This window comes from Vibrio sp. B1FIG11, from assembly GCF_905175335.1.
Taxonomy (GTDB): Bacteria; Pseudomonadota; Gammaproteobacteria; order Enterobacterales; family Vibrionaceae; genus Vibrio; species Vibrio campbellii.
In genome coordinates, this window is sequence record NZ_HG992751.1 from 2,935,874 (window position 1) to 2,960,759 (window position 24,886).

Genomic DNA, 24,886 nt, shown 5'->3' on the forward strand with positions numbered 1-24,886 from the left:
CAAATCTCCGTAAAGTTATAGAATTTGAATAGAAAAGGCCGGAAAATCTCCGGCCTTTTGTGTTTCTGCTATTTCTTAAAACACTTGTTCAACCAATTGCTAGCATTAGAAATCACTGTACAGCGTTGGAACCGCTGGTGGGTATTCAATTGGCTGCCAGCGATCATTAAAGGTGTACTTGGCGTAAAGCATGAAATGGTTTGGCGTATAAAACTCTGAACGCTGCAAATCCACTAGCGCACCAAGGTACCAGCGTTTACTCACTCGTTTCTCAACGGCTGCTTGCAGCGAGGCACCAAAACCGCCACCGCTCTCAGAAGTGTCACCTGTAGACAAATAAGGCGCATCTTCTTGCGTCCATGAATTAGAAATAGAAGCGCTAAGCTGATACGACCATGTACTGTTGTAACGACCGTAATAGTTCACTGGCAGTGATACAGAAAAATAACTTTGCGGGCTGTAGTAGCCGCCATGCCCAAGCGTGTATTCACCTAAGTTTTTATCGTAATCGAGGTACATCAAGTTGGTGCCGATACTCAAACGCTGGTCATCCGTGGCAATCAGTTTGTAGTAAGTCCCGCCCAGCACACCGAGACGAGTATTATCTTCAACGTTTTCCCCCGTCAGAGCATGATATTGCAGGCTACTCCAAAAACCGTAAGGGCCGCCAATATCCCAGCTTGAATTGAGCTTAACACCTGTGCGAACCACACCACCCCATTTTTTGCCTTGAGGATCGCTGGTTCCACTCGGTACCGTCATTCCAGCATAAGAAAGTGTGCTGCTGGTTTCTGGTCGGCGAGACGCTTCTGCAGTCCAACCAAAGTCCCCAAGATCGCCATCAACGCTGATGCCACCAACCCAAGTAGTATGATCAAAGCCAATTGGTGTAGTACCAATGTCCACTTGCCAGTCTTTCGCTTGCCAACCTACACCAAGTGCCATGCCTGAAGCTTCATCTTGGAATGAGGTGCTATCAAAGCCTCCCTTTTTCTCGTAGTAATCTAGCTCACCAGAATCGACAGAGACGTAATCCGCTCTCAGCAACAAGTGACCGTCGAGTGATTCGATAGGAATTCGCGCTTCAATTGGCACTTGGTTAGATGCATTCAGCCCGTCACGGGCACTGTAATCCCAACCAATAAGCACATGACCATCACTACGATCATGGAGCGTATCGATGTCTGACTTAACATTGCGAGTCAGCCAGTAGTCATCCGCTGTGTCATACAACTCGCGCAAAGTGAGAGTATCTTGCTGGGTTTTGTTCGGATTTGCGCTTTTTTCAATTCGGTCGCTATTTAGCGCTTGGTAACCTCGTTTTTCAGCTAACTTCCATTGCTGATTGTCCATCGCAATCGACATGCTGTTTCGGTAAGCCAAAGCATCAGCACCTTGCACGTCATCGAGCAAGCGGTTCAGGGTGTTCGCATCATTGCGGTAACCAAGTTGATTAAATACAGAGGCAACCGTCATCAGCTGAGCGGCATTCAGCGTGTCACGCTTCTTATTCAAGATAAGATGTAAGTCGTGATAGGTTGCCTCATCTCCGCTCTGGGCGCTGGCTTGCAACATCCCGACCTGAGCTTGCGTCTTGAATGGTTCAGGTTTTGATGAGATACGTTCATACAAAGCCATTGCTTGCTCTGGTTGTTGATTCGCAAGTAACAAATCCGCTTGCGCTAAGGTTCGACGTGTTTTCAGCTCATCAAATTGCAAAGTTTCAGAAGCACTTACCTTTTGCTCATCCGAACTCAGCGCTAATTGCTCGTACCATTGGTCAAAATCTTCAAACTGATTCAAACTCACCATCATACTGCCGTAAGCGAGTTGCTCATCGCGAGACCAGTGTGGTGATTGTTCGAGGCTTCGATAAATTCTTTCAGCTTCAACGGCTTGATCGATCTCTACCCACGCTCCAGCAAGACGTGCTAATGCCTGTACTTGGCCTTGATAGTCCTGCTCCAACGCATGCAACTTAGCTTGCACAGACGCTGGCTCCTCAAGGTAACGCTGTTGAATATCTTGTAATTCAGCATCGAACTTCAATCGAGTCAAATTGCGCTGCATGGAAGGCGTGACCGCTTTCTCTGGCACGCTTTCTAGCTCAGAAATTGCCTCTTCGACTTTGAAGTCTTGCGCGAGATACAGGGCATGAGCAAACTTCATCTCAGGGTCTGAGCTGGATGCGGTCCACTCAGCCATCAGGGCATCTGCACGTTGCTTGTCCCCCATAGAACGAACAACACCAGCAATATCCAGTCTCAACCACGGCGATGTTGGTTTTAGCTCAATCAATTCTTCCACCGCAGATTGCATACCCGCTTGATCATTCTGGGCGATAGCGACTCTCAAACGAGCAAGAATGATCTCAGATTGAATACCATTGATTTTCTCAGACACCACCTGTTTTTGCGCTGGAGAAAAGCGCTGTGCAAGCGAAGCCGCACCCGCCCAATCTTGCTGCTCAATACGAACATCGAGTCGTCCACGTAAGGCAGAGCCGTTGAGTTGCTCAAGTTTGAGTGCTTGGATATAGGCTTTATCTGCCGCGGCATAGTTCTTTTGTTCTAAGTAAAGCGCCCCCAAAGAGGTAAAAGCGTAAGGCTGAGTTTTATCGGATTGAATGGCTTTACGGTAAAGGCTTTCAGCTTGTTTAAACTGCCCTTTCTCGGCCAGTGCATCACCTTGATCCAAATAAGCCCAATATTGCGAGGTTTCAATCAAAGTGGCCCATTTAGAGGCACTATCTGGGTCTTTATCTAGCTGCTGTGCACGTTCAAAATACTCAAGCGCCTTTTGTTGCTGACCTTTACGCAGATATACCTTGCCCATACCACCCAATATTTCTGGGTCGCTCGGACGCGTCGTCATCGCATAACGTAACTGCTTCTCAGCTTGCGAAGTTTTGTCTTCATCCAGCAGTTTGAGACCTTTCAATTTGGCAAGATAGGTTGGATCCTTACGCAGGTCTTGCTCGGTTTCCCAACGTTGCTTCGCACCTTGGTTAGCACGTTGAATCTCAAGGTCCGAAGGATAGTAGCTCGCTAGAATCGCGTATTGTTGAACCACTTGTTCTGAAATCGGCAATTGGTCGAGGGCACGCAGCCAAGATGTCGCCGCACTGCTGCCAATGACTGGCGCTAAAGCTAGCTTTTTGTAGGTATCTAAAATCCATGGGTCAGCTGGATTCTCTTTGCGGATATGATTCGCCAATGCGAGTTGAAACTGAGGCACTCCCGGATAGTCTGCATTCAACCGCTCTAGGCCTTGTTTGACAGTCTGCCAACTGCCATCAAGATTGCTTTGCAGCTGAAGAAACTCTAACTGCAAGGCAGCCGAGGGCATGCCATTTGGAAAAATCGCTTTATACGCTTTGATGGCTTCTTCGTAGCGGCCAGATTTAGCAAGCAGCTTCGCTCGCTGGTAATCGCCTTTCTTATCTCCCTGAAGAGCCATTATGGCGGCAAGATCTTTCGCTTGCGGGGAGTTTGGCGATTGTTTAGTTAAACGCTGAAAGGTCTGCTTGGCAAGCTCCGGCTGTTTACGCTTTAAATACATATTGGCTTGGTAATACAAGCCAATCGGGCTCCCTTCCTCAATCGCAAACAAACGCTCAAGGGTACTTTCAACGATATCGTCACGCCCTATCGCATCCGCCAGCTTGAGCTGTTCAACCAACCACTCTACCGAGTTCACTCGAGCAAGAGACGTCGAGAACTGAACCGTTTCGATCGGTTGATAAACCGCGGCTAACTGCGCTTGGCTCAGCGGTTTTGAACTGAAACTTTGCGCGTGGACGGGGTAAACCCCACTCGCCATCATGGCCAATGGAATTAACCACGAAGCGCGTCTTATTCTTGGCATTGCTCGCTCCATGCTGGCAACAACTCACCTTGCTTACCAAAGCGGTAGCGCGCCTGATGCCAGCCGAGGCCAAACAAGCTCAAGACATTGTCGTAGTAGTGATCGTTTCTGTCCGAGATAAGCTCTTGCTGCGCTCGGCTTGCTTGCGCTTTGAGCAGCTCAGACTCACCAGACGCCGCCAGCAAAGGCAATGCAGCGGCAGAAAATCCAGCACTGCCAACTTGAGTGTATTCACCTGTTTCTGTATTCACTTCTCGTGGTGGCGCATCAAGTGCTTTAGTCGCTGCGACAAAGGGCTGCATTTGCTGAATCAGTGACGCTTTTTCTGCAACTTGATCATCAAGCATACCCGCCCATAAATAGGTACGGATGGCGTTGTAGCTGCCAATTGGCCCAGTCACCGAATCAGCACTGTACTGGCCTTGACTGAGCGTTGCCCAATCAGGGCTGAAACCTTTTGGCATGGTTTGCGTTAGCATCTGCGCGCTCGCTTTATACATACTATCCCATGAATACTGCGGATACAGAGCTTCCATTCGTGCAATCAGCTGTAACGGCACATAACTCGGATTCACACGGTAGCGATCACCAAATTCAAACCCTGTTGGTGCAGGCAGCAACACGCTACCAACGCCATCAATCGACACGGTTTCTTCACGCAAAATTCGACTAGCAAGCAGATGACCAAGCGATTGGTAGTAATAGTTATCCCACAATCGACCTGCTTCCACTAAAGCGTACGCAATCCAAAGATCGGAATCCGATGCTGCATTGGTATCTAAAACACCAAAACTGCCGTTCGCTTTTCTGCCCCATAACCAAGCCGGCAACCTTGCCGTTAGGTCGCCATCAGCCAGATGAATTTGAGTCCATTTAAGCACTTCGGCGAAGGCTTTTCGGTCATTGGCAACCAATGCAAAGAACAGCGCATAGGACTGGCCTTCAGACGTAGTGATCATGCGCTCATCGCTGCCATCTACTACTCTTCCCTGTTCAATATAAACCGACTTAAATGTATCCCACTGAGGCCAGTCACACGTGTTTGCCCAGAGTTGAGGAGAAGCCATCAGAATCATGAGTGCTATCAGCTTTTTCATTCTTCCTCTTCCTCCGTTTTTTCGAGACGCTTAGCCGACACTTGACGTAGCACACGCCACAGCACGATCGTGACAATCACCATCAATATCGCGGCAAAACAAGCCACTACAATTGGGTGATTTGAGAAGTGATACCAAACCAACTGCCATACAGGGAGCTCACCGACATAGTAATGAGAGCCTACGTTATAACTTGCGACTTCGTCGTTTCTTAACGTCACCACAGAGCCAAACATGTGCTCGATTTTCCCCGAATCTGAGAGTGCTTTGTCCACCGAAGCAAAATCTGCTGGGTGTGCGGCCATGATTGACACCAAGCTACGATTGCTTGTGTATGGCGACTCCATGCCATATATCGCAGCAAAGGAACCATCAGCTTCAACTGAGACATAATCGGCAGGGACTTGGTTAGCGTCACTAGGGCTCATCCAGTTCATACCAAGTTGTTGCTCATTCTTACTTGGCAGACGAATTTGACGCTCGCCTGCTTCGACCACAAGATTAACTTGCTCTGGGTCGTTAGCCGCTTCTTCCAATGAACGCACAACGCCAATACTTAAGATATCCTTGTCTTTTAGTGTCTCTGCATCCCATTGGTCCGTTAGTTGAATCTGAATACCCGGATAACCAGAGTCAGCCCCTAGCGAGCCCATCATGTTTAAAAACGTCTGCAACGCCTCTCTTGGGGCATTTTTAGGAACGACTACCGCAGTTTCAGACAGATCGGCCATACGTGTGTACGGGAAGCCTGATGTGGCAAACGCACGCATATTTGGCATTTCGATATAGTGTGGGAAGCCACTGAAGTCGAGTGTAGAGTCTCCATCTACAACAGCATATTGTTTGCTCGGTTGAGTAACCTGACATTGTCCATCGGTAACCGAGGCAAAACCAAATTCAAAGTCGATTTGGTTTTTGCTGCCAACTTTAAACGCGGGAATACGAACCTGTTCGTCAGAACTGAGAAAACTGTCATCCAACAAAGGCACGCGAACACGGTTGGAATCACCACCCTGACCTTCTGTTGTGAGGTTAAACGCTTCAATAAATTGATCGTTGATGCTCAGTGTTAGACGAGAGCCTGAATGGTCTTCTGTCGGTGGTGAGTAACGGTAGTTCAGATCCATTGGAATACCGCGGCTTTGCCAAGTGAATAGATCTGGTGGCAAACGTAGGCTAACGCTGATAGGAGGCGGTGTGCGACCTTCCACTTGCAGCATACTCTTTTGCTCGACAAGCTCAGAAAGCGCAACCGGACGATCGGTGCTCACCCAGTTTGGCGCATCGTAAGGCACGCGAGGTTTGATTTGCTTCACCTCGTTGATCTTAGCAATTGGTCCAGTAAGAATCTGGTTACCCAATGCCAAACCACGTACGGCTGTATTGAGGTCTGCACTATCACGGCCAATCACCAAAAGTAACTTCACGTAAGGATCTGTTGGATGAGTGATCACCTGTAAACGAGGGCCATCAGTGTCCGGAAAATCTTTTAAGAACTCTGGCTTGTTATCGTTGGTGATAAACACTACGGCGTTGCGCTCTGGCAAGGTGTCGAAACTCAGAGGGAACTGCGCCCCACGCCAAGCTGCTAAAGAGCCAAAGTAGGAACTCAAAACACCAGCGGCTTTCACTTCGTCTAAGTCATATTTATCGCCCATCACAACCGGTAAGTTGAGTTGGCTAAAGTCGCGTACATCAAAAAATGGGGCAGGCAGCAGACTCAAGTCGCTTTCCAACTGCGTCTTTTGCACGAACATTTCGATACGGCTGCTTTGGCTGATCTCTGCCCAAATGCTCGAGTCGTTCGGGTTCGCACAATCTTTGTGAGTATTACCAATCAGCTCAAAACGAATTTGGTTGTAGTTGCTGAAATAACGCGTATCTAAAGGCATAGAAAGGCTAAGCTTTTTGCCCTGTTGGCCATCAACAATGGACGCGACACCCATGAGTTCATTGTTCAAATACACTTTGACGTGAGAAACTAAGGCAAGCAACGCAGGTGAAGGCGTGATGTCAAAATACAAAGTGGCTTTAGACACCACCTCATCAAGGCGAGAGCCAAAGCCGACATAAGCGTTCGCTTCGCTACCTTGAATCGCAATTGAGCCACTGTAGCCCAGTTGAGTAAATGGAACCACGCGCTTAAAGACAGTGGCATTTTCCGCGTCTTGTTGCTGAGCTTGAGGTTCCGACAATTGCTGTTTTACTTCTTGTGCCGCGAGACTGCCCGACATACACATCAGAGTGATTGCCGTCGTCAACGCTGTTAGTTTTTTATTATTTAGCATGACTTTGGGTCCTGGTTGGGACATAGCGAGGTCTAAGTGACCAAATAAATTCGATACAAAATAAAAGAGCATCCACACTGACCATGACAAATTTAGGACAGTGTTGTAGCAAGCGCTTGTATCCATTGAAGCCGACTTGTAGCACGGCTTGCATACTCGATAGTGGCTTATCTGCTTGATAGCCTTGTTGCCATTTCGCCCATGTATCTGCTCGCGCGAACGTGCACTGGACGTACTGGATTTGTTGTTGGTGCGACAATTCATTGAGTTGCATACCAAAGATGCCTTTATGAGCATAGGCAACGGTCATCGGGAACACGAATTCTTGACCACCACGATTCAGAATCACTTCCAGTGATTGACCGAGTAGGTACTGACAAGTTTGTTCATCCATTCCATCGATTTCGATACGAACACCCCCTAATGAAAAGTCTTTCATCTGAGCTTGAATCAAATGCCCAGAGTGAAGTCTCACCGCAACAGGAATCGCCACCTCTACACGGTGATCTTTTCGCACCTGTTTCGCTTCTACCGCAACCGCAACCGCTGCACCTAAGATCAGCAAGTTGTACATCGTCCACACTAAGTTAACGATGACAGTACCGACCTCATCTTGGGGCCCCCACCCCATGCGATACAGCCCCACAGCAAAGCCTATGACATTCAGTGCCACCAGCACCAAATAAGGTCGAGAGATCACCCAGTCGTAATGTGATTTTTCGACTAAGCCCCCTTTCGCTGTCACGTTGAATGTCCCTTTATGGGGCGCAAACAAAGCGACAGTGGTTGGTCTTGCGATATACCAACAAGCACGGTTTCATACACTTCTCCCCAGAAGGAGTAACGATAGTCACCTTGCATGCGTGAGTTGGTCATACTGGCATGGATCATGTGCGGCAAGACGTACAAGATGATCGCCAGTGCTGGCGCGTAAATGACGTAAGAGTGTAGTAACAAAAACGCCAAAGGTGCTATCAAAAACACAATACGCGGAATACCGGATAAGAAATGCAGCATCGCATTAACGTAACAAAGCCGTTGGGACAGCTTGAGACCTTTACCAGTGAGCGGATTGTCGACCCTAAAAATCTGAGCCATCCCCCTTGCCCAACGAATACGCTGCCCGACGTGCGCTGATAAGGTTTCAGTCGCTAAACCCGCTGAAATCGGCTGCTTGAGATAAGCAGAGCGGTAACCCAATCGGTGCATGCGCAGTGACGTATGTGCGTCTTCCGTTACGGTTTCGACCGCAATACCACCGACTTCTTCAAGCGGGTCACGACGCAAAATGGCGCACGATCCACAGAAGAAAGTCGCGTCCCATAAATCGTTACCATCTTGAATCAATCCATAGAACAAGTTGCCTTCATTAGGCACATTGCGGAAGTTCGACAAGTTACGTTCAAACGGATCCGGAGAGAAAAAGTGGTGCGGAGTTTGAATCAGCGCGAGCTTCGGATCTTTGAGGAACATGCCCATAGTGAGCTGGAAGAATGCTCGAGTTGGAATGTGGTCACAGTCGAAGATCGCCACAAACTCTCCATCCGTCTGCTTTAACGCATAGTTGATGTTACCGGCTTTGGCGTGCTCGTTCGTCGGCCTTCGAATGTAGTTGACTCCAACACTCTTGGCGAAATCACGGAAGCTATCTCGCTTACCATCATCAAGGATGTGAATTTTCAATTTGTCTTTTGGCCAGTCCACCCCCATCGACGCATACACGGTTGCTTTCACTACATCGAGATCTTCGTTGTAAGTAGGAATCATCAGGTCGATAGTTGGCCAAGTGGATTGTTCCGTCGGCATAGAAACGGGCTTGCGGTTGAGTGGCCAAATATTCTGGAAGTAACCCAGCATCAATACGATCCAAGAATAGGTTTCTGCCAAAAGCAAAATGCCACCCAGTACCAAAGCAACAGGGTCATCCCAGTTTAAGGTTGAAGAGTAACGCCACCAAAGATAACGGCAAGAAGCGGTCACAGATAAGATGATCAGCAGCATCGTCGGGAAGCGACCCGGCATGCGTCTTACCATCATGGCTAATGCCCACAGAAGCAATACAAACACCGTCTGCGCCTCATAACCAAATGGGACGGTAAAACACAGCAGAGCAATGAGAACGACAACGAACAAAAGAATGTAATTGAGTGCCATTGCGGGTTTGCTCGCTTTGATGCGCTCACGGACCTCAGGGTCTTTGACTTGGTTTGCGGTCTTTTCCAACCAGCGAACGCTTTTCGCTACCAACTCAAATGGCAGATAAAACGCGTTGCGAACTTGCTCCGCGATATGAAGAGAAAAATCACCGAGCTTTTTCGACCAAGATGCATTGAGGTTTTGCTTGAAGCATAGCAACCAAACACTTTGGATAACGAAACGAACCGGGTCGAATAGTCTTGGCGCTGCATAATTAACATGTGGGAAATAAACGAGAGGCAACTTCCAAGACGGCACACCGCCGATCATTGGTTTTAAGAAAATAAAACTCAGCGAAAACCAAAACGAAAGCAAACAGCGCCCGAGCCAGTTAGATTTGCAGTTCCAAGCCTGCTCATAAACGGTTTTCTGCACATTAAACTGCTCAACGACCCAGCTTTGGAAGATAAGATTAAGGCTACGCATTACTACACCACCCTAGGCACAGGTTGCCGAGAGTGTAGACACACACCAAAACGCCAAGGACTGGTAATCTTTCGCTGCTTGGCTAATTGGAGAGTAATGCTGCACCGTGGTCAAATTTGCAACGCACTCTGGCAGTGCCGTGTCTCTGTGCATCATCACAGGCACCAAAGCATCCCCTAACTCTTTTTTCAAAACCAGCATGAAGTCACGTCCAATTTCTGTTTCCGGTTGATACTTATTGAGGACAAATTTGAGTTTGCCCTGTTCAATCAACGCTTGAATACCATGCTGATGTTGAAATTGGTTTTTCAATACAGAGTAATTGATGGCATCTGCATTAAGTACAACCAAAACCATATCCAAAGAAGCCATAAAGCCTGCTAGATTTGGCGCGCTTAGATAAGACAAATCACCATGAAATAACTGCCATTGCTCGCTCTCATCAATTTCGAGAGTGGCCTCAGCAAGCTGTTGGAGGGGATGGAGATGAGCGTGAGAAAACTGAGAATGCTGCTCATCATTTATTTGGCCAAACGGAAGGAAAGTCACGCCTTGAGGACTTTGATAGCCAGCCTCCATCCACGAGCCGCCATTGAGTACTCGCTTAGCCCAACCATCTTGCTCTTCAGAGGGAAGACCAAGGTGAAGACGCAGCAAGTTTTCAGGTAACGCATCTATCGCGAGAACCTGCTTGTTAATTTTGACTAAAGCTTGAGCTAAGTTTGCGGTCAGTGTTGTCGAGCCACAACCGCCTCTTAGGCTCACAAGAAGAAGGCGCTTCATATCGCTTCCGTTTTAAGACCTGCTTGATTCTTTCTGCTGCCCATTTTTGTCTCGCCAGTACACTGTGATTGAAAGATTAACCACTTACTTTTCACCTTGTGGTATGACTCATTTTCTGTTGTTTCAACATACTGGTGCTGAGCTAAGTTATATGAAGAGTAGATCGAATTAATATCTTTTGCTGGTTCTGTCACAACATATTTCCATATTTCTCGCACACTTACTCAGAAAATGGCGGGATTCCTGTCCTACACTTAAACTCTGATTAAGCCATACTGATGAAAATTTGACGCACTTATCCGTGCATCACATATTTACAGAATAATAAAAAATGTGAACAACCTAAGTCATTGAGCACATGATTATTAAATTCCTAAGTGATGTTTGGCTTCAGAAACCGAAGTTATGAAGATATGTTGTAATTATCCATTTACGATATATAAACCATAGCTATAGGCATACTTAGAACATATAGATTTCAGAATGCAGAACTTTTAGGTTTATAAACATCAAGGCAGATAATGCTATATCTATTTTTATTTTTGATCAATTTCGTTTAATATCTCAGCGTCATTTTCTTGTCACTAAGAATGCATTTTTTGTAAGGATTGGCATACAGCGGATTGTTAGCCATTAAAGCAAATGATATTAAACAACTGATATATAAGGTAAAGTTAATGTCATCAATACACGGTTTATCCGCGATTACAAGTGAGCGTGAGATTAAGTCTGTCTACGTCAATTTATTTTCCCACAAGCGTATGGCAATCGATTACCTAATAAATACAACATGCAATACTGGCAACAGTTCACTTACATCCTTCTCTGATAAAGCTTCTTTTCTTTCCGGTCTAAATGACAGCACATTACTTAAATTCAATAACTTATCTGCCGAACATTTGGATAAGATTTTCTTTATCAGTAATAAGGCCTCAACAAAGAAGCCAAATCCGGTATTTCTAGCCAAAGACATTCACAGAATAAATATAGCCAAAAACTCACATTTTAATTTAATTATTCCGGACTCAATTTTAGTTCAATGCGAAGACAGTGATGTGAGATTATTCCTACAGCAACTAAGCGCTTTATCTTATAAGAAAGAGTCTGTGGTCAATGTATATATTTATGGGCACCTTGCGACCTCAATACTAAAACCAAAGTTATTGACCAATAATCACTTTATCTCCGGTTTAGGCACCATGACGGCTTTAGATGACTCTCGTTACGGTTACCTCGTTGATTTTTGGTCAAATAAGCATGGCGTGAAGTCAGAAGAAGAGTACATCCTCACTCATGATAAAGCCGATAAGTTAATAGCGACACCGTATGAAAAAGTACAAGCATCGGAAGTCACCGAAGACAAAGCAGACAGTGAACGGATTTATATTTCCAGAGAGGCTATTGGCGAGAGCACTAACGTGCCAAAAGAAATGCACATTGCAGAAGACAATCAGAGCCTGATAAGCATGCTAGACAGTCCTAGGGCATCAACGCTTATATTTAGCTGCGCGAGCCAAGACGAAGTACAACAGTTGGCATTGGATTGTTACCGTCTGAGAATGAAGGCGGGTCGTCAATTAAAAATCATCATCCGTGAAACACAGCAATGTCTGAGGTACGCCGACGAGAAGTTTCTTCTCCGTGCTGGGGTGAATTTAATCTCGCCTGTTCAAGTCCCACAAATGCGTTTTATGACTCAAGTGGAAGCCATACAGGGCCAGATGCTGACGCGCTCACTGCCACAAAATTTGGACGCCCTACTCAAATACGATGTTAAGTTTGGCAGTAAAGGCTACCTAAATAACCGAGACTTTGTTCAATATTGTACAGACGTTATCGCTAGCTCTACTCGATCTAATGTGAACTTCGCCCTCATCAAACTCAACTTATTACCAGGCATGAGCGCTGAAGAGTGCCTCAGATTGTGTCATATCCGCAGAGATGGTGACGTAGTGACAGCCTGCAATAAAGCGCTTTACGTTTTATTTAGTGCCATCCGTCACAACGATATTGAAGTTGCGCTCAACAATATATTTGAGTTCCCAACTCGAGACTTGTTTCACTCAACTCGTAGTTTTGAAACCCAGTATGACATTGAAAGTGAACTAAAATACATCATGGAAGATGAGGTCGTTATCTCTGAGGAGGTCTCTAACCTAACCACAGAGAAGCAGATTTTTTCAGCATCAAAACAATCTTTAAATAACGTACCCGCTTTATTTGCTGTGAGGAAACCCATCAACCTGAAAGGGCAAGCATGAACATAAATGATTTTTTTCTCACTGTTGGCATTAGCCTTAGTGTAGGCCTGATTCTGGGCTACTTCTTACGGGATATTGTCGGTGCGGTATATGACTTCTACCAGCGAAACCTAAAACGTTCGCGCTATTTTGAACAAGATCTGTCCATCAACAAAAATAAGAAGCTTAAGTGATGACTTCACATCCTAAACAAACTGCCCAGTTCACGATTGGATTGGGATGGTGGAACATTTATTTTATTGCCAAGGTCGCCCTTTATCTACAAGGGGTCATAGACTTCCACCCGCTAGAAAACTTCGCACTACTGCTGTTTATTTTGCTCCCAGTGCCAGTAAAAGCGTTAAATACCCTCCGTCATGTGGTTGCGATTGTTATTGCAGCATGGTTGCTTCATTACGATTCCTTTCTTCCACCACTCGATCGACTTTGGGCACAAGCTGGCCAGCTAATGCAATTTGAGTTTAGCTATCTTGTTGAACTCCTGGGCCGCTTCATCTCTGCTCAAGCGCTGCTAGGGCTGTTTGCGTTGTGTGCTGCTTATTACATCCTGAGTAAGTTTTTGCGCATTTCGGTGTTTGTTGTTATCGCGATGCTTTACGTCAGCGTTCCCAAAGATGCCGAGAGCCCTGTAACGGTTGAAGCAGCTCAACCTGCACCACCAGCCACGACTGACGTAGCAGAAACAACAAAACCGCAAATGACAGAAATCAACGACGACACGCTCAACAGCATGAAAGCAGATTTCTTTGCTAAAGAAGCGTCGCGACGCGTGTCATTTAACCCAGATAACACTCAAGACGCGCCATTTGACTTACTGTTCTTGAGTATCTGTTCCGTCGCTTGGGATGATATTGAAATTGCTGGCTTAGCCGATCATCCGCTGTTCAAAGAATTCGACATCATGTTCGACAACTTCAGTGCCGCAACCTCCTACAGTGGCCCTGCTGTTATTCGACTATTAAGAGCAAGCTGTGGCCAGCAGGAACACAGCCAGCTATTTGAGCCCGCGCCCAAGCAATGTTATCTATTCGACGACTTAAAGGCCCTTGGCTTTCAAGAAAACTTACTGATGAACCACAATGGCGTATTCGATAGTTTCTTGGAGTTAATTAAGAAAGATGGCGATCTAAAAACCGACCTCATGTCACAAGCAGGATTCACGCCTTACCAAAAATCATTTGATGGTTCCTCTATCTTCCGTGATAAGCAAGTGCTTGATAACTGGTGGCAACAAAGGATAAAAAGCGATGATGAAAAAGTGGTTGCCTTATACAACTCTATTTCATTGCATGACGGAAACCGAATCATCAATGCCAACTCAACAACCTCAATGGTGAGTTATAAGAAACGACTTAAGAATCTACTTGATGATCTTTACGCCTTCTTTAAAGAGCTAGAAGCCTCTAAACGCAACATCGTGGTCGCATTAGTGCCAGAACATGGTGCGGGTATGCGAGGCGATAGAATGCAAATATCTGGCATGCGAGAGATCCCGGCTCCAACCATTGTACATACGCCAGTAGGTATTAAAGTTTTTGGCGAAGGGATTCAGCGTCAAGGGGAAACTGAACACGTGAAAGCACCTTCAAGTTATTTAGCGCTATCACAACTGGTGTCAAATATTCTCGAGCAAAACATTTACGAGAAAAAGTCCTTTAATCCGAGCGACCTAGCCGAGAACTTACCTGAAACTCAAGTGGTTGCGCAGAACTCAGGTTCAACCGTTATCGAAGTCAATGGTAAGTACTACGTCTCGCTGGACGGCTCAAGTTGGATTGAATATCCGAAGTAAATAGTCAACGTAATAAACAATCTGCCTTAAGTGATGGGTGAGATTAAATAGCGAAAGGCCGGGAAAAACCGGCCTTTATTTTGTCTGGAATTTATCGAGCCTCTCATTTCTACGATTGTTTCATCAGCCTAAATGAGTAAAAATGAATCAACATTATGCACTTAAGGGAATAGCACATGCCAATTGACTCATTGATCACCATCGGTATTTTCGTTGCTCTAGCCGTTATCCTCCTCGCTTCTGCAGTAAAAACCGTTCCACAAGGCAACAACTGGACGGTCGAACGCTTTGGTCGTTACACCCATACCCTCAAGCCAGGCCTTAACCTCATCATTCCTTTTGTTGACCGTGTCGGACAAAAGGTCAACATGATGGAGCGCGTACTCGACATTCCAGCACAAGAAGTGATTTCGAAAGATAACGCCAATGTAGTCATTGACGCGGTAGGGTTTGTTCAAGTCATCGATGCCGCGAAAGCCGCTTATGAGGTTAACGACCTAGAACATGCGATTCGTAACCTAACCCTCACTAACATTCGTACCGTACTTGGCTCAATGGAATTGGACGAGATGCTTAGCCAACGTGACATGATCAATACCAAACTGCTCTCTATTGTCGACCAAGCAACCAACCCTTGGGGCATAAAAGTCACTCGTATTGAAATCAAAGATGTTCAACCACCAGCGGACCTAACAGCAGCAATGAACGCTCAGATGAAAGCAGAGCGTAACAAACGTGCGGAAATTCTCGAAGCTGAAGGGGTTCGCCAAGCTGAGATCTTACGTGCCGAAGGCCAAAAACAGTCAGAGATTTTAAAAGCGGAAGGTGAAAAGCAATCTGCTATCTTACACGCGGAGGCTCGTGAGCGCGCCGCACAAGCAGAAGCAAAGGCGACTTACATGGTATCGGAGGCAATCGCTAAAGGTGACGTAAAAGCCGTGAACTACTTTATAGCCCAAGGTTACACCGAAGCATTGAAGAGTATTGGCCAAGCTGAAAACGGCAAGATCATCATGCTGCCAATCGAAGCCACTGGGCTAATGGGCTCTGTCGCGGGTATCGCAGAAATGTTCAAACAAAGTAAAGACTAAGGTCTGCTTATGGATTTATTTAGCCTATTAGAAGGTGTCACCTTTTGGCATTGGATTGCGTTTGGTCTCGCGTTACTCGCCGTTGAATTGCTCGGGACAGCCGGCTACTTTTTATGGCTCGGCCTCTCTGCACTAATTGTGGGTGCTATCTTGTCTTTCTTACCGATTAGTTGGCAAATGCAATGGTTAGCATTTGCTGCTTTCAGCCTAGTGACAACTTGGCTTTGGTGGCGAAAACAATGGTCGAAGGATCGCAAAAGCGATAAAGCGCGCGACCTCAATCAAAAGCATAAACAATTGATCGGCAATATTGTCACTTTGGAAGAAGACTTCACTGTAGGCATGAACCGCTTAAGAGTTGCCGATACGACTTGGTCTGCCGAATCAGAGCACGACTTACCGGCAGGAACTCGAGTCGAGATTGTGGCTGTAGAGGGCATCATTCTCAAGATTAAGCCGGTTTCTCGCTGATTTGTGTCAAAATAATAGGGTGCAAAGCACCCTATTTCATATTTATTCTAACTACCTCTTTTATTTCATTGAGTTATTTAAATTATCCATAAAAATTAAGTAACAGAAATATTATCAACATCCTCTCTTTTTTATCCAATCTTCATTTATTAAAACTGAACAATTCAGACACATAGAAAAATATAACTCCTTTTTCGAAATCTAAATTTATTTTAAAAAATAAAACACTGTTGAATTTAATTTTGATCTTTCTAGGTCTCTATACATACTTAACGCATAAGCATGTCAATTAGGTGCTTATATTTTTTAAGGTAAGTAAGAGGAAGTACTATGAAAAAGACAATGATGTTATTCGCTGTCGTCTTGTTTTCATCGAGTGTGTTTGCCTACACAGGCTCTAACGGCAACAGCGCGACAGGACCTAACGTGCAATGCTACCTGCCAGATGGGACTAGCGATTACATGCCAATAGTCTTATGCCAACATCAAAATGGTAAGACTAAATACTGATAACGGCATTTAGTTGTCAGAGATTCGTCGTTAAATTTTTCTATTAATCAACAGCTTTAAATCAAATATTGGCTTAGAAATGAGAGTCATAAAATAATGAGCAGTCATTAAGCACGTTTTAAATTTAGTAAGTAGTTACGTAGTTTCGAATGATTAAGATGGCTCATTTAGAAACGGACAATATTTATAGGAATTTTGTTATGAGATATATATTATCAATCGCGATATCAATTGTAGCTTTGTCATTTAACTCTGCTCACGCTTACAGTGGTGCAAATGGTAACCAAGGAAGAACTTTAGGCCCAGAAGTACAATGCATGATTAAAAACGGCGATGTTGTTTCTATGCCGGTAGAATATTGTAAGTTGTTAGAAGGGAAAGAGGTGTAACAAAAAATGGCCTCATATTGAGGCCATTTTACTTTCAACAAGACTGTGTCTTAGAAGAAGTTGTGCGGTACGATAACTTGGAAACGGAAGTCAACGCGCTCGTAATCAGAGCTGTCGTTCATGTCACGAGTTAAGTAAGTAGAGTGGAAACGCATTGTTGTGCCTTTCATTGCACCTGCTGGAAGCGTGTAGCCTACTGTACCGTTAACTGCGTATTCTGAATCGAAACCAACTTTGTCTTCAGAAATAGTTGATAGACCTAGACCAACGTAGCCGAACCAGCCACCACCGAAGTCAGTGCTTAGACGGTTGTACCATGCGATTTGAGTATCTTGGTTCCAGTCAGATAGTGCATCCCACCACTGGCTCCAAGTACCGTTGTTTGTACCGTAGCCACGAACTGTACGTGGAGTGAACTCTGCACTGTTCTCAGTGTGAGTGTAGCGAACTTGAGACATCCAGTTCATAGTGCCAACAGGCATTGTCAAAGACAGACCGTGGTGAGCACCCAAACCATCGTAGTCTACATCAGAGTTAACTGCGTAAAGGTCGTAAGCTAGTGCTGCATCGCCAACATTGAAATCAAACTGAGCTTTGTATGATGTGTTTGACTCATCCATTTTAGCTAGGTTTGCATGACCAACACCTAAGTTAAGACCAACACCACCTACTTTACCCGTCAAACCGATAGATTGTAGAAAATCAAAAGTACTGTCGTTTGACTTATTAACATTTGGATCTTGCTTAGATGTCATCCACCAAGGAGCAGTGTGGCCAGTTGACGCACCGTAACCTAGAGTAAAGCCACCAACATCAACGAATGCTTTACCGCCTTTGTAAGTACCTGGAACGAAAGACCATACGTTACCAATCGTACCAACACCCATTTGAGTTAGACCAAAGTCACCACGGAAGCTTTCGCCACCTTTAAATTTAACTGCAGCTTTAGTGATTTTAAGCGCACCGTTTTGAGACTCATCCTGAGCCCAACCGTCACACATTGAAATCTCTGAACAAGCACCGTTGTTGTACATTGAACCGCTGAAGTAACCACCAAGGTCGATACCTACTGAGTCATTGTGGTAACCAGAAGAAAAGTTTAGAGCAACGTTGTAATCTGTGTAGTTTAGGTTCTCTTCGTGATCAGCATCTACACCAATCTTATGAGAACGGTAACGCGTGTCTGTCACTGCTACCAAAGATAGTGTTGCACCATCAAGAAACTCAGAAAGAGCGTCTACATATTGGTCACCAGCAGCAGAGTCAGTTGCCGCCATTGCAGGAGCACTTGCAAGTGCGCCCATCATTGCTGCTGTAATAGCAGATACCTTGAAAAATTTGTCCATGGAAAAAACTCCTAAAAATGGGTATAGCTGTATTTTTCTATCTCACCTTAAGTTGGCCGCCGAAGGGGAGAAGCAAATTCCTGAATAAACCTAAATCATCTCTAATTTAGTTATTTTTAGTTCCTGCATACACACCGTGTATCCACGCCATTAAGACTAACTTCGCATCTAAAAACATCCAAACGGAACTTATTTTTTTTCTAAAAAAAATATGACCAACGCCAAAGTTCCATATAAGTTGTTGATCCAGATCTTATTTTTAACACCAAAGACACAATCAAACTCCAATCCCTTATTATTCAGTCACTTGAAGAGATTCAACAACGCTCAATTTGAAGTCGATCGCAGACTTTTTTGCTATGAGAGATGAATAACTGAAGGAGAGATCCTGATCACTGAAATCAGTAAAAGGCGCATTGGATGGCTATTAAGTGACTTTTTAATTGCAAAGAAAAAGCCCTAAACGACTGGCATTTAGGGCTTTTAGTTATTTTTTAGCTTTTTTGATAAGCGTTATTTCATTAAGTTGAGCAAGTCTTGTTCAGTTTGAATCTCAATACCTAGCTCTTGTGCTTTTGCAAGCTTAGAACCAGCATTCTCACCAGCAAACAGAATGTCTGTTTTCTTCGATACACTACCCGTTACTTTCGCGCCTAGATTCTGTAATGCTTCTTTCGCTTCTGAGCGACCTAGTTGAGAAAGGGTGCCAGTTAATACAACCGTCTTGCCTTCCAATGGTAATTCAACACCTTCTTGTGGTGCTGCAATCTCTGGCCAGTTGATGCCTTGTGCTAGCAAGTCTTGAACAACGGCTTGGTTTTTCTCTTCACCAAAGAACGTCGTAATGTGTTTTGCTACGATCACACCAATGTCCTGAACTTCAATCAATTGCTCTTCTGTTGCTTGCTGAATTGCATCTAGGTTTTTGAAGTATTGTGCTAGGTTGGCCGCTGTCGCCTCCCCGACTTCACGAATACCCAGCGAGTACAAAAAGCGTGGCAACGTTGTGAGTTTTGATTTTTCAAGCGCATTAACAACGTTGGTTGCCGATTTAGGCCCCATACGCTCTAGTACTGTTAAGACACCCGCAGAAAGCTTGAATAAATCAGCTGGGGTTTCCACCATTTCGCGATCCACCAGCTGCTCAATCACCTTGTCGCCTAAGCCATCAACATCAAGAGCCTTACGAGACACAAAATGCTTCAGCGCTTCTTTACGTTGAGCCTGACAAACTAAACCTCCAGTACAACGTGTTACCGCCTCCCCTTCGATGCGCTCAACGTGAGAGCCACATACCGGACAAGCATTCGGGAAGACGATCTCGCGCGCAGTTTCTGGGCGACGCTCTTTGATAACAGACACCACTTGTGGAATCACGTCACCAGCACGGCGAATAACAACTTGGTCACCGACCATCACTTGCAAACGCTCAATCTCGTCTGCGTTATGAAGTGTCGCGTTAGAGACCGTTACACCACCAACAAATACTGGTTCAAGCTTGGCTACTGGAGTAATCGCGCCAGTACGACCAACTTGGAACTCGACTTCGTTTAATGTTGTGATTTCTTCCTGAGCCGGGAATTTGTAGGCAATCGCCCAACGAGGAGCACGAGCAACAAAACCTAAACGCTCTTGAATCGCAATGTCGTCCACTTTGATAACGACACCGTCAATTTCGTAAGCCAAAGCTTCACGGCGCGTAAGAATATCTTGGTAGTACGCTTTAACCTCTTCCAAGCTATCGACTCGCTTGGTTTCTGGACACATTGGCAAGCCCCACGACTTGATTTGTAAGAATCGTCCGTAGTGACTGTTAGCAAGAGTTGCCCCCTCCACAACGCCAACACTGTATGCATAAAAGCTTAGAGGACGTGAAGCCGTGATACGAGAATCTAATTGACGTAGGCTACCTGCTGCCGCATTGCGTGGGTTAACAAAAACTTTCTCGCCTTTTTTTCGTGCGTTCTCGTTAAGTTTGTCAAAACCGGCTTTTGGCATGAATACTTCACCGCGTACTTCTAGACGCGTCGGCCAGTCTTTACCTTGTAACTTTAATGGAATGGCACTGATGGTGCGTACGTTCTCAGTGATGTTTTCACCCGTCGTACCGTCACCACGAGTCGCAGCTTGCACCAATACACCATTTTCATACAGTAAGCTCACTGCCAAGCCATCAAGCTTCGGCTCGCAACAGTATTGTTTAATGGTATGGCCAACGACACGGTCTTGAGCACGTTTATGAAAGCCATCCAGCTCTGCATCATCAAAGGCGTTGTCTAATGACAACATTGGCACTTCGTGAGTAACTTGGCTGAATTCAGACAATGGCTGACCACCAACACGTTGGCTTGGAGAGTCAACAGTCACCAACTCTGGGTGTTCGGCTTCAATATCCATAAGCTCGCGCATCATACGGTCGTATTCTGCATCTGGAATCTCTGGGTTATCTTCCACGTAGTAACGAACAGCGTGGTAATGCAGCGACTCTTTTAGTTCTTCTAGTCGCTGAAGTACTGATTCAGACATATTAAAGCCCCGTGTATATTCATCAATGAGGTTGGGAATCTAAGAAAAAAGGCTCCTAACGGAGCCCTTTCATTATTTGGTGTTAAGGTTATGCGTTAGCAGCATTAAACTCAACTATTTGACGTCGATATGATGCTAATCGATCTGGTGTCATCAAGTTTCGTTGATCATCCAGAACGTTACCGCCCATATCGTCAGCGATTTGTTGCGCAATACGCAGCATTAGGTTGAAGTTTTGGTCTGCTTCACCGTAGCAAGGTAGCGTCATGAAGAACGAAATACCTTTGGTGCTAAATTCTGCTGGATCGCCATGCTCTAGCGTACCTGGTTGCATCATATTGGCTACGCTGAATAGCACTTTGCCGTTACCAGATAAATCTACATGACGATGGAAAATGTTCATCTCGCCATAAATGAGGCCATTTTGTTGCATGCTGTCGAATAATTGAGTGCCCACAAAAGGCTCATCACCAGCGCAGTGGACGTTCAATACAATCACTTGCATTTCTGGTTCAGGCTTCGGTTCTTCGACAACCGGCTCAACGACCACTGGTGCAACTTCCACTTCTGGCGCTTGCGCTGCTAAAGGAGCTTCAAACACTGGTTGGAGAGTTTCTTCAACAACTTCTGCGACTTCTTCTTTTTCGGCAAAAGCCTTCGCAGGTTGTTGTAGTACAGGTTCGACTTGCTCGTCATCCGTCTTCGTCGCAACAAACGCTGGAATCTCTTGCTCTTCTCTCTGCTCTTTGTCTTCTTTTGCCTCAAGGACATCATCGATCAGAGGATCAGACGAGAATTTGTTATCGAATGAGTTTTCCATCCCAAAATCTGGCTCTTTGCGATCTTTACGAATGATTTCAAAATCGTCTTCTGGAGCAGGAGCAAAATCGCGCTCTTGTTCAGGAGTGTCTTTATCCTCTTGGTCAACGTCCAACTTGCCAAGTGGCTTGTTACCAAATTTTGCTTTGCCTTCTTTTTTGCTTGTCCACAAACCATGAAACAGCAACGCGGCGATGGCTAATGCGCCAACAACAATGAGTACGAATCGCAATTCCTGCATTATTTACTCTCAATCTACTTGTTCTTACTACTCGCACATCCTTGAGCAGCAACCCAAGTGCAATAAATCCGAATGATGCTTTTACTTTACCAAAACTATATGTAGGTTTAGAACAACTTAATGCAAGAAGTTCCGCTTTTTGTTGTGATTCTTGCCACGATTCCACTTTACAAGACCTAAATTGTTAGGGCATTGAAAGAAAAGCATCCACAGGTACAATGAGTTTTCACTTACACGAAGCAAAATGGATATGAAGTCGAATAATCAGCCTAGAACCGGATTCGGTTACTTCCTATATGGAATTCAAATAGCACTTTCTCCAGAGATACGTCGCTTTGTCGTCTTGCCACTGCTTGCCAACATCTTGCTTGTTGGTGGTGCTATCTTCTATTTATTCTCTCATCTCGATGTTTGGATCGAGAGTTGGATTGGCAAATTGCCTGAGTTCCTCTCGTGGCTTACCTACATCTTGTGGCCAATTTTGGTGTTGACCATTCTTGCCACCTTCTCTTACTTCTTTAGTACATTGGCTAACTTCATCGCCGCACCATTTAATGGTTTGTTGGCTGAAAAGGTCGAAGAGTCCCTCACTGGACAAAAAGTCAATGACGATGGCTTTGCAGCTTTGATTAAAGATGTGCCTCGAGTCATGGCCCGAGAATGGCGCAAGCTGCTATATGTGTTACCAAAGGCGATAGGTTTATTTTTGCTGCTACTCATCCCAGCATTAGGCCAAACCGTTGGGCCTTTCTTGTGGTTCATCTTCACTGCATGGATGTTGGCAATTCAGTACTGTGATTATCCATTTGATAACCATAAAGTACCTTTCAATGACATGCGTTACAAATTGAAACAAAAGCAAGGTAAGGCATACGGCTTCGGTGTACTGGTTTCTGTCTTTACGACCATTCCCATTCTTAATCTCATTGTGATGCCAGTTGCAGTATGTGGTGCGACGGCCATGTGGGTGACAGAATTTAAACATCAACAGTAGCCCACTTTTAAACCTATTCAGGGAAGGCAGAATCAGCCTTCCCTTTTATTTTGCTCATTTCTCGACCAACCTCATAAGATATAACTTTTTAATCCTTTTCCCTTTTTTTTATACCGCATATTCTTCTAACCATATTCACAAAACGTGTAATGAAGGAACATCACTATGAGCAAGATCTACGAAGACAACTCTCTTACCATTGGTAACACGCCACTCGTTCGCCTAAACAAAGTGAGCAACGGTAAAGTTCTAGCGAAAATCGAAGCGCGTAACCCAAGCTTCAGTGTTAAATGTCGTATCGGCGCGAACATGATTTGGGAAGCAGAAAAAGCGGGAACGCTTAAGCCAGGCGTTGAGCTAGTTGAACCAACAAGTGGTAACACAGGTGTTGCGCTTGCATTCGTAGCAGCAGCTCGCGGTTACAAGCTAACACTTACTATGCCTGAGTCTATGAGCCTTGAACGTCGTAAACTTCTTAAAGCACTAGGTGCAAATCTAGAACTAACAGAAGCAGCAAAAGGCATGAAAGGCGCGATCGCGAAAGCAGAAGAAATCGTTGCAAGCAACCCAGACAAATACCTTCTTCTACAACAGTTCAACAACCCTGCTAACCCAGAGATTCACGAAAAGACGACTGGTCCAGAAATTTGGGACGCAACTGACGGCGAAATCGATGTATTCGTAGCAGGTGTCGGTACGGGCGGTACGATCACAGGTACAAGCCGTTACATCAAAGGCGAAAAAGGCAAAGCCATCACTTCTGTGGCAGTAGAGCCAGCTGAATCACCAGTGATTGCACAAGCGCTAGCGGGTGAAGAAATCCAGCCAGCACCACACAAAATCCAAGGTATTGGCGCAGGTTTCATCCCTGGCAACCTAGATTTGGAACTTCTTGACCGCGTTGAGCAAGTCACTTCTGAAGAAGCGATCGAGATGGCTCGTCGCCTAATGGAAGAGGAAGGCATCCTAGCGGGTATTTCTTCAGGTGCAGCAGTCGTAGCAGCAAACCGTCTTGCAGAACTACCTGAATTTGCAGGAAAAACTATCGTAACCGTTCTACCAAGCTCTGGTGAACGTTACCTAAGTACAGCGCTATTTGCTGGTATCTTTACCGAGAAAGAGAACCAACAGTAATATGTGGTCAAATCAATTTTTCGTTTAAAAAAGCCCCGTTCAGGGGCTTTTTTGTTGATCCCTGCCCCACCTTTGGTAATATCAGGGTGTTTTATTTTTAGGTTCAAAATAAAGAATCTAAACCAAAAAGGTTTCAGTGTGATTACGCACGCAAACAGTTGCGTAATGACCAAACTTTTGACTAGTATCAGTTCTGACACGCTTTGAACTCTCCCGTGCTAGCGCACAAGGTGTAAAGCAGTTAAGCTAAAACTTAGTCATAAACTAACAAAAAAATACATTTATTGGGGTATATCACATGTACGAGAAGCAAGTAGAAATCACAGCAGAAAACGGTCTTCACACTCGTCCAGCTGCACAGTTCGTTAAAGAAGCTAAAGCATTCGACGCGGACATCACTGTGACTTCTAACGGTAAAAGCGCTAGCGCTAAGAGCCTATTCAAGCTGCAAACACTAGGCCTAGTAAAAGGTACTCTAGTAACTATCTCTGCTGAAGGCCCACAAGCTCAGCAAGCAGTTGACCACCTAGTTGCTCTAATGGACCAACTACACTAATTCGGTCTCCTATTTCAGAAGCCATTTTGTGAAAGCAAAATGGCTTCGTTGGAAATAGGCTCAAAACTAAGCTAATACTATTCGTTAGCGCACCCATTA

General features: G+C 45.2%; 17 protein-coding genes and 1 pseudogene. 10 read left to right on the forward strand and 8 right to left on the reverse strand.

Going from position 1 to position 24,886, the window contains the following annotated elements; translation table 11 throughout:
* Positions 1-105: 105 nt before the first annotated feature.
* The 5 genes and pseudogenes from KHO06_RS13530 to bcsQ all read right to left on the reverse strand — a co-directional run bounded on the left by KHO06_RS13530 (position 106) and on the right by bcsQ (position 10,657).
* On the reverse strand, positions 106-3,867 hold the full coding sequence (locus tag KHO06_RS13530) for a cellulose synthase subunit BcsC-related outer membrane protein (protein ID WP_081234721.1): 3,762 nt from the start codon (positions 3,865-3,867) through the stop codon (positions 106-108).
* Complete coding sequence (gene bcsZ / locus KHO06_RS13535; protein ID WP_081234723.1) at positions 3,855-4,964, reverse strand: cellulose synthase complex periplasmic endoglucanase BcsZ; 1,110 nt, start codon at positions 4,962-4,964, stop codon at positions 3,855-3,857. Before bcsZ ends, KHO06_RS13530 begins: the two co-directional genes overlap by 13 nt.
* Positions 4,961-7,252, reverse strand: a complete 2,292-nt coding sequence (bcsB, locus tag KHO06_RS13540) for a cellulose biosynthesis cyclic di-GMP-binding regulatory protein BcsB (protein WP_050919219.1) — start codon at positions 7,250-7,252, stop codon at positions 4,961-4,963. The genes bcsZ and bcsB overlap by 4 nt, the downstream gene beginning before the upstream one ends.
* Positions 7,242-9,874: pseudogene (gene bcsA / locus KHO06_RS13545) on the reverse strand (UDP-forming cellulose synthase catalytic subunit). Before bcsA ends, bcsB begins: the two are co-directional and overlap by 11 nt.
* A 12-nt stretch (positions 9,875-9,886) precedes the next feature.
* Positions 9,887-10,657 carry a cellulose biosynthesis protein BcsQ gene (gene bcsQ / locus KHO06_RS13550; protein ID WP_212581749.1) on the reverse strand — a complete coding sequence of 257 codons (771 nt, stop codon included), beginning with the start codon at positions 10,655-10,657 and terminating at the stop codon, positions 9,887-9,889.
* A 677-nt stretch (positions 10,658-11,334) separates the two neighbouring features.
* Here bcsQ and bcsE point away from each other — a divergent pair.
* The 7 genes from bcsE (at position 11,335) to KHO06_RS13585 (ending at position 17,171) form a co-directional block, all read left to right on the forward strand.
* Complete coding sequence (gene bcsE, locus KHO06_RS13555; protein ID WP_212582481.1) at positions 11,335-12,918, forward strand: cellulose biosynthesis protein BcsE; 1,584 nt, start codon at positions 11,335-11,337, stop codon at positions 12,916-12,918.
* Positions 12,915-13,091 carry a hypothetical protein gene (locus KHO06_RS13560; RefSeq protein WP_167381315.1) on the forward strand — a complete coding sequence of 59 codons (177 nt, stop codon included), beginning with the start codon at positions 12,915-12,917 and terminating at the stop codon, positions 13,089-13,091. Before bcsE ends, KHO06_RS13560 begins: the two co-directional genes overlap by 4 nt.
* The gene (bcsG, locus tag KHO06_RS13565) at positions 13,091-14,710 is read left to right on the forward strand and encodes a cellulose biosynthesis protein BcsG (protein WP_212582482.1); all 1,620 of its coding nucleotides are present in this window, start codon (positions 13,091-13,093) and stop codon (positions 14,708-14,710) included. Before KHO06_RS13560 ends, bcsG begins: the two co-directional genes overlap by 1 nt.
* Before the next feature lie 176 nt (positions 14,711-14,886).
* Positions 14,887-15,801: an SPFH domain-containing protein gene (locus KHO06_RS13570; protein WP_212581750.1), complete on the forward strand. Its 915-nt coding sequence runs from the start codon at positions 14,887-14,889 to the stop codon at positions 15,799-15,801.
* Positions 15,802-15,810: 9 nt separating this feature from the next.
* Positions 15,811-16,272: an NfeD family protein gene (locus tag KHO06_RS13575; protein ID WP_005425424.1), complete on the forward strand. Its 462-nt coding sequence runs from the start codon at positions 15,811-15,813 to the stop codon at positions 16,270-16,272.
* Between the two features lie 330 nt (positions 16,273-16,602).
* Complete coding sequence (locus tag KHO06_RS13580; RefSeq protein ID WP_077201026.1) at positions 16,603-16,782, forward strand: hypothetical protein; 180 nt, start codon at positions 16,603-16,605, stop codon at positions 16,780-16,782.
* Positions 16,783-16,931: 149 nt separating this feature from the next.
* The gene (locus KHO06_RS13585; protein ID WP_152442076.1) at positions 16,932-17,171 is read left to right on the forward strand and encodes a hypothetical protein; all 240 of its coding nucleotides are present in this window, start codon (positions 16,932-16,934) and stop codon (positions 17,169-17,171) included.
* Between the two features lie 50 nt (positions 17,172-17,221).
* Here KHO06_RS13585 and KHO06_RS13590 read toward each other — a convergent pair whose 3' ends face one another.
* The 3 genes from KHO06_RS13590 to zipA form a co-directional block, all read right to left on the reverse strand.
* Positions 17,222-18,517, reverse strand: a complete 1,296-nt coding sequence (locus tag KHO06_RS13590; protein ID WP_038892155.1) for a hypothetical protein — start codon at positions 18,515-18,517, stop codon at positions 17,222-17,224.
* Between the two features lie 513 nt (positions 18,518-19,030).
* Complete coding sequence (gene ligA, locus KHO06_RS13595) at positions 19,031-21,043, reverse strand: NAD-dependent DNA ligase LigA (protein ID WP_212581751.1); 2,013 nt, start codon at positions 21,041-21,043, stop codon at positions 19,031-19,033.
* Between the two features lie 88 nt (positions 21,044-21,131).
* Positions 21,132-22,103 (reverse strand): cell division protein ZipA, encoded by a 972-nt coding sequence (gene zipA / locus KHO06_RS13600; RefSeq protein ID WP_212581752.1) that lies wholly within the window; start codon positions 22,101-22,103, stop codon positions 21,132-21,134.
* A gap of 250 nt (positions 22,104-22,353) precedes the next feature.
* Between zipA and cysZ the strand changes: the two genes are divergently transcribed.
* From cysZ to KHO06_RS13615, 3 genes are all read left to right on the forward strand, one after another.
* On the forward strand, positions 22,354-23,097 hold the full coding sequence (gene cysZ, locus KHO06_RS13605; protein ID WP_038892169.1) for a sulfate transporter CysZ: 744 nt from the start codon (positions 22,354-22,356) through the stop codon (positions 23,095-23,097).
* A 165-nt stretch (positions 23,098-23,262) separates the two neighbouring features.
* Positions 23,263-24,231 carry a cysteine synthase A gene (cysK, locus tag KHO06_RS13610; protein WP_005534670.1) on the forward strand — a complete coding sequence of 323 codons (969 nt, stop codon included), beginning with the start codon at positions 23,263-23,265 and terminating at the stop codon, positions 24,229-24,231.
* 298 nt (positions 24,232-24,529) lie between these two features.
* Positions 24,530-24,787, forward strand: coding sequence for an HPr family phosphocarrier protein (locus KHO06_RS13615; RefSeq protein ID WP_005436894.1), 258 nt, complete (start codon positions 24,530-24,532; stop codon positions 24,785-24,787).
* Positions 24,788-24,886 lie beyond the last annotated feature (99 nt).

Coding starts and splice junctions, on each gene's coding strand:
- KHO06_RS13530 (WP_081234721.1), bottom strand. CDS start 3,867: ATGCCAAGAATAAGACGCGCTTCGTGGTTAATTCCATTGGCCATGATG.
- bcsZ (WP_081234723.1), bottom strand. CDS start 4,964: ATGAAAAAGCTGATAGCACTCATGATTCTGATGGCTTCTCCTCAACTC.
- bcsB (WP_050919219.1), bottom strand. CDS start 7,252: ATGCTAAATAATAAAAAACTAACAGCGTTGACGACGGCAATCACTCTG.
- bcsQ (WP_212581749.1), bottom strand. CDS start 10,657: ATGAAGCGCCTTCTTCTTGTGAGCCTAAGAGGCGGTTGTGGCTCGACA.
- bcsE (WP_212582481.1), top strand. CDS start 11,335: ATGTCATCAATACACGGTTTATCCGCGATTACAAGTGAGCGTGAGATT.
- KHO06_RS13560 (WP_167381315.1), top strand. CDS start 12,915: ATGAACATAAATGATTTTTTTCTCACTGTTGGCATTAGCCTTAGTGTA.
- bcsG (WP_212582482.1), top strand. CDS start 13,091: ATGACTTCACATCCTAAACAAACTGCCCAGTTCACGATTGGATTGGGA.
- KHO06_RS13570 (WP_212581750.1), top strand. CDS start 14,887: ATGCCAATTGACTCATTGATCACCATCGGTATTTTCGTTGCTCTAGCC.
- KHO06_RS13575 (WP_005425424.1), top strand. CDS start 15,811: ATGGATTTATTTAGCCTATTAGAAGGTGTCACCTTTTGGCATTGGATT.
- KHO06_RS13580 (WP_077201026.1), top strand. CDS start 16,603: ATGAAAAAGACAATGATGTTATTCGCTGTCGTCTTGTTTTCATCGAGT.
- KHO06_RS13585 (WP_152442076.1), top strand. CDS start 16,932: ATGATTAAGATGGCTCATTTAGAAACGGACAATATTTATAGGAATTTT.
- KHO06_RS13590 (WP_038892155.1), bottom strand. CDS start 18,517: ATGGACAAATTTTTCAAGGTATCTGCTATTACAGCAGCAATGATGGGC.
- ligA (WP_212581751.1), bottom strand. CDS start 21,043: ATGTCTGAATCAGTACTTCAGCGACTAGAAGAACTAAAAGAGTCGCTG.
- zipA (WP_212581752.1), bottom strand. CDS start 22,103: ATGCAGGAATTGCGATTCGTACTCATTGTTGTTGGCGCATTAGCCATC.
- cysZ (WP_038892169.1), top strand. CDS start 22,354: ATGAAGTCGAATAATCAGCCTAGAACCGGATTCGGTTACTTCCTATAT.
- cysK (WP_005534670.1), top strand. CDS start 23,263: ATGAGCAAGATCTACGAAGACAACTCTCTTACCATTGGTAACACGCCA.
- KHO06_RS13615 (WP_005436894.1), top strand. CDS start 24,530: ATGTACGAGAAGCAAGTAGAAATCACAGCAGAAAACGGTCTTCACACT.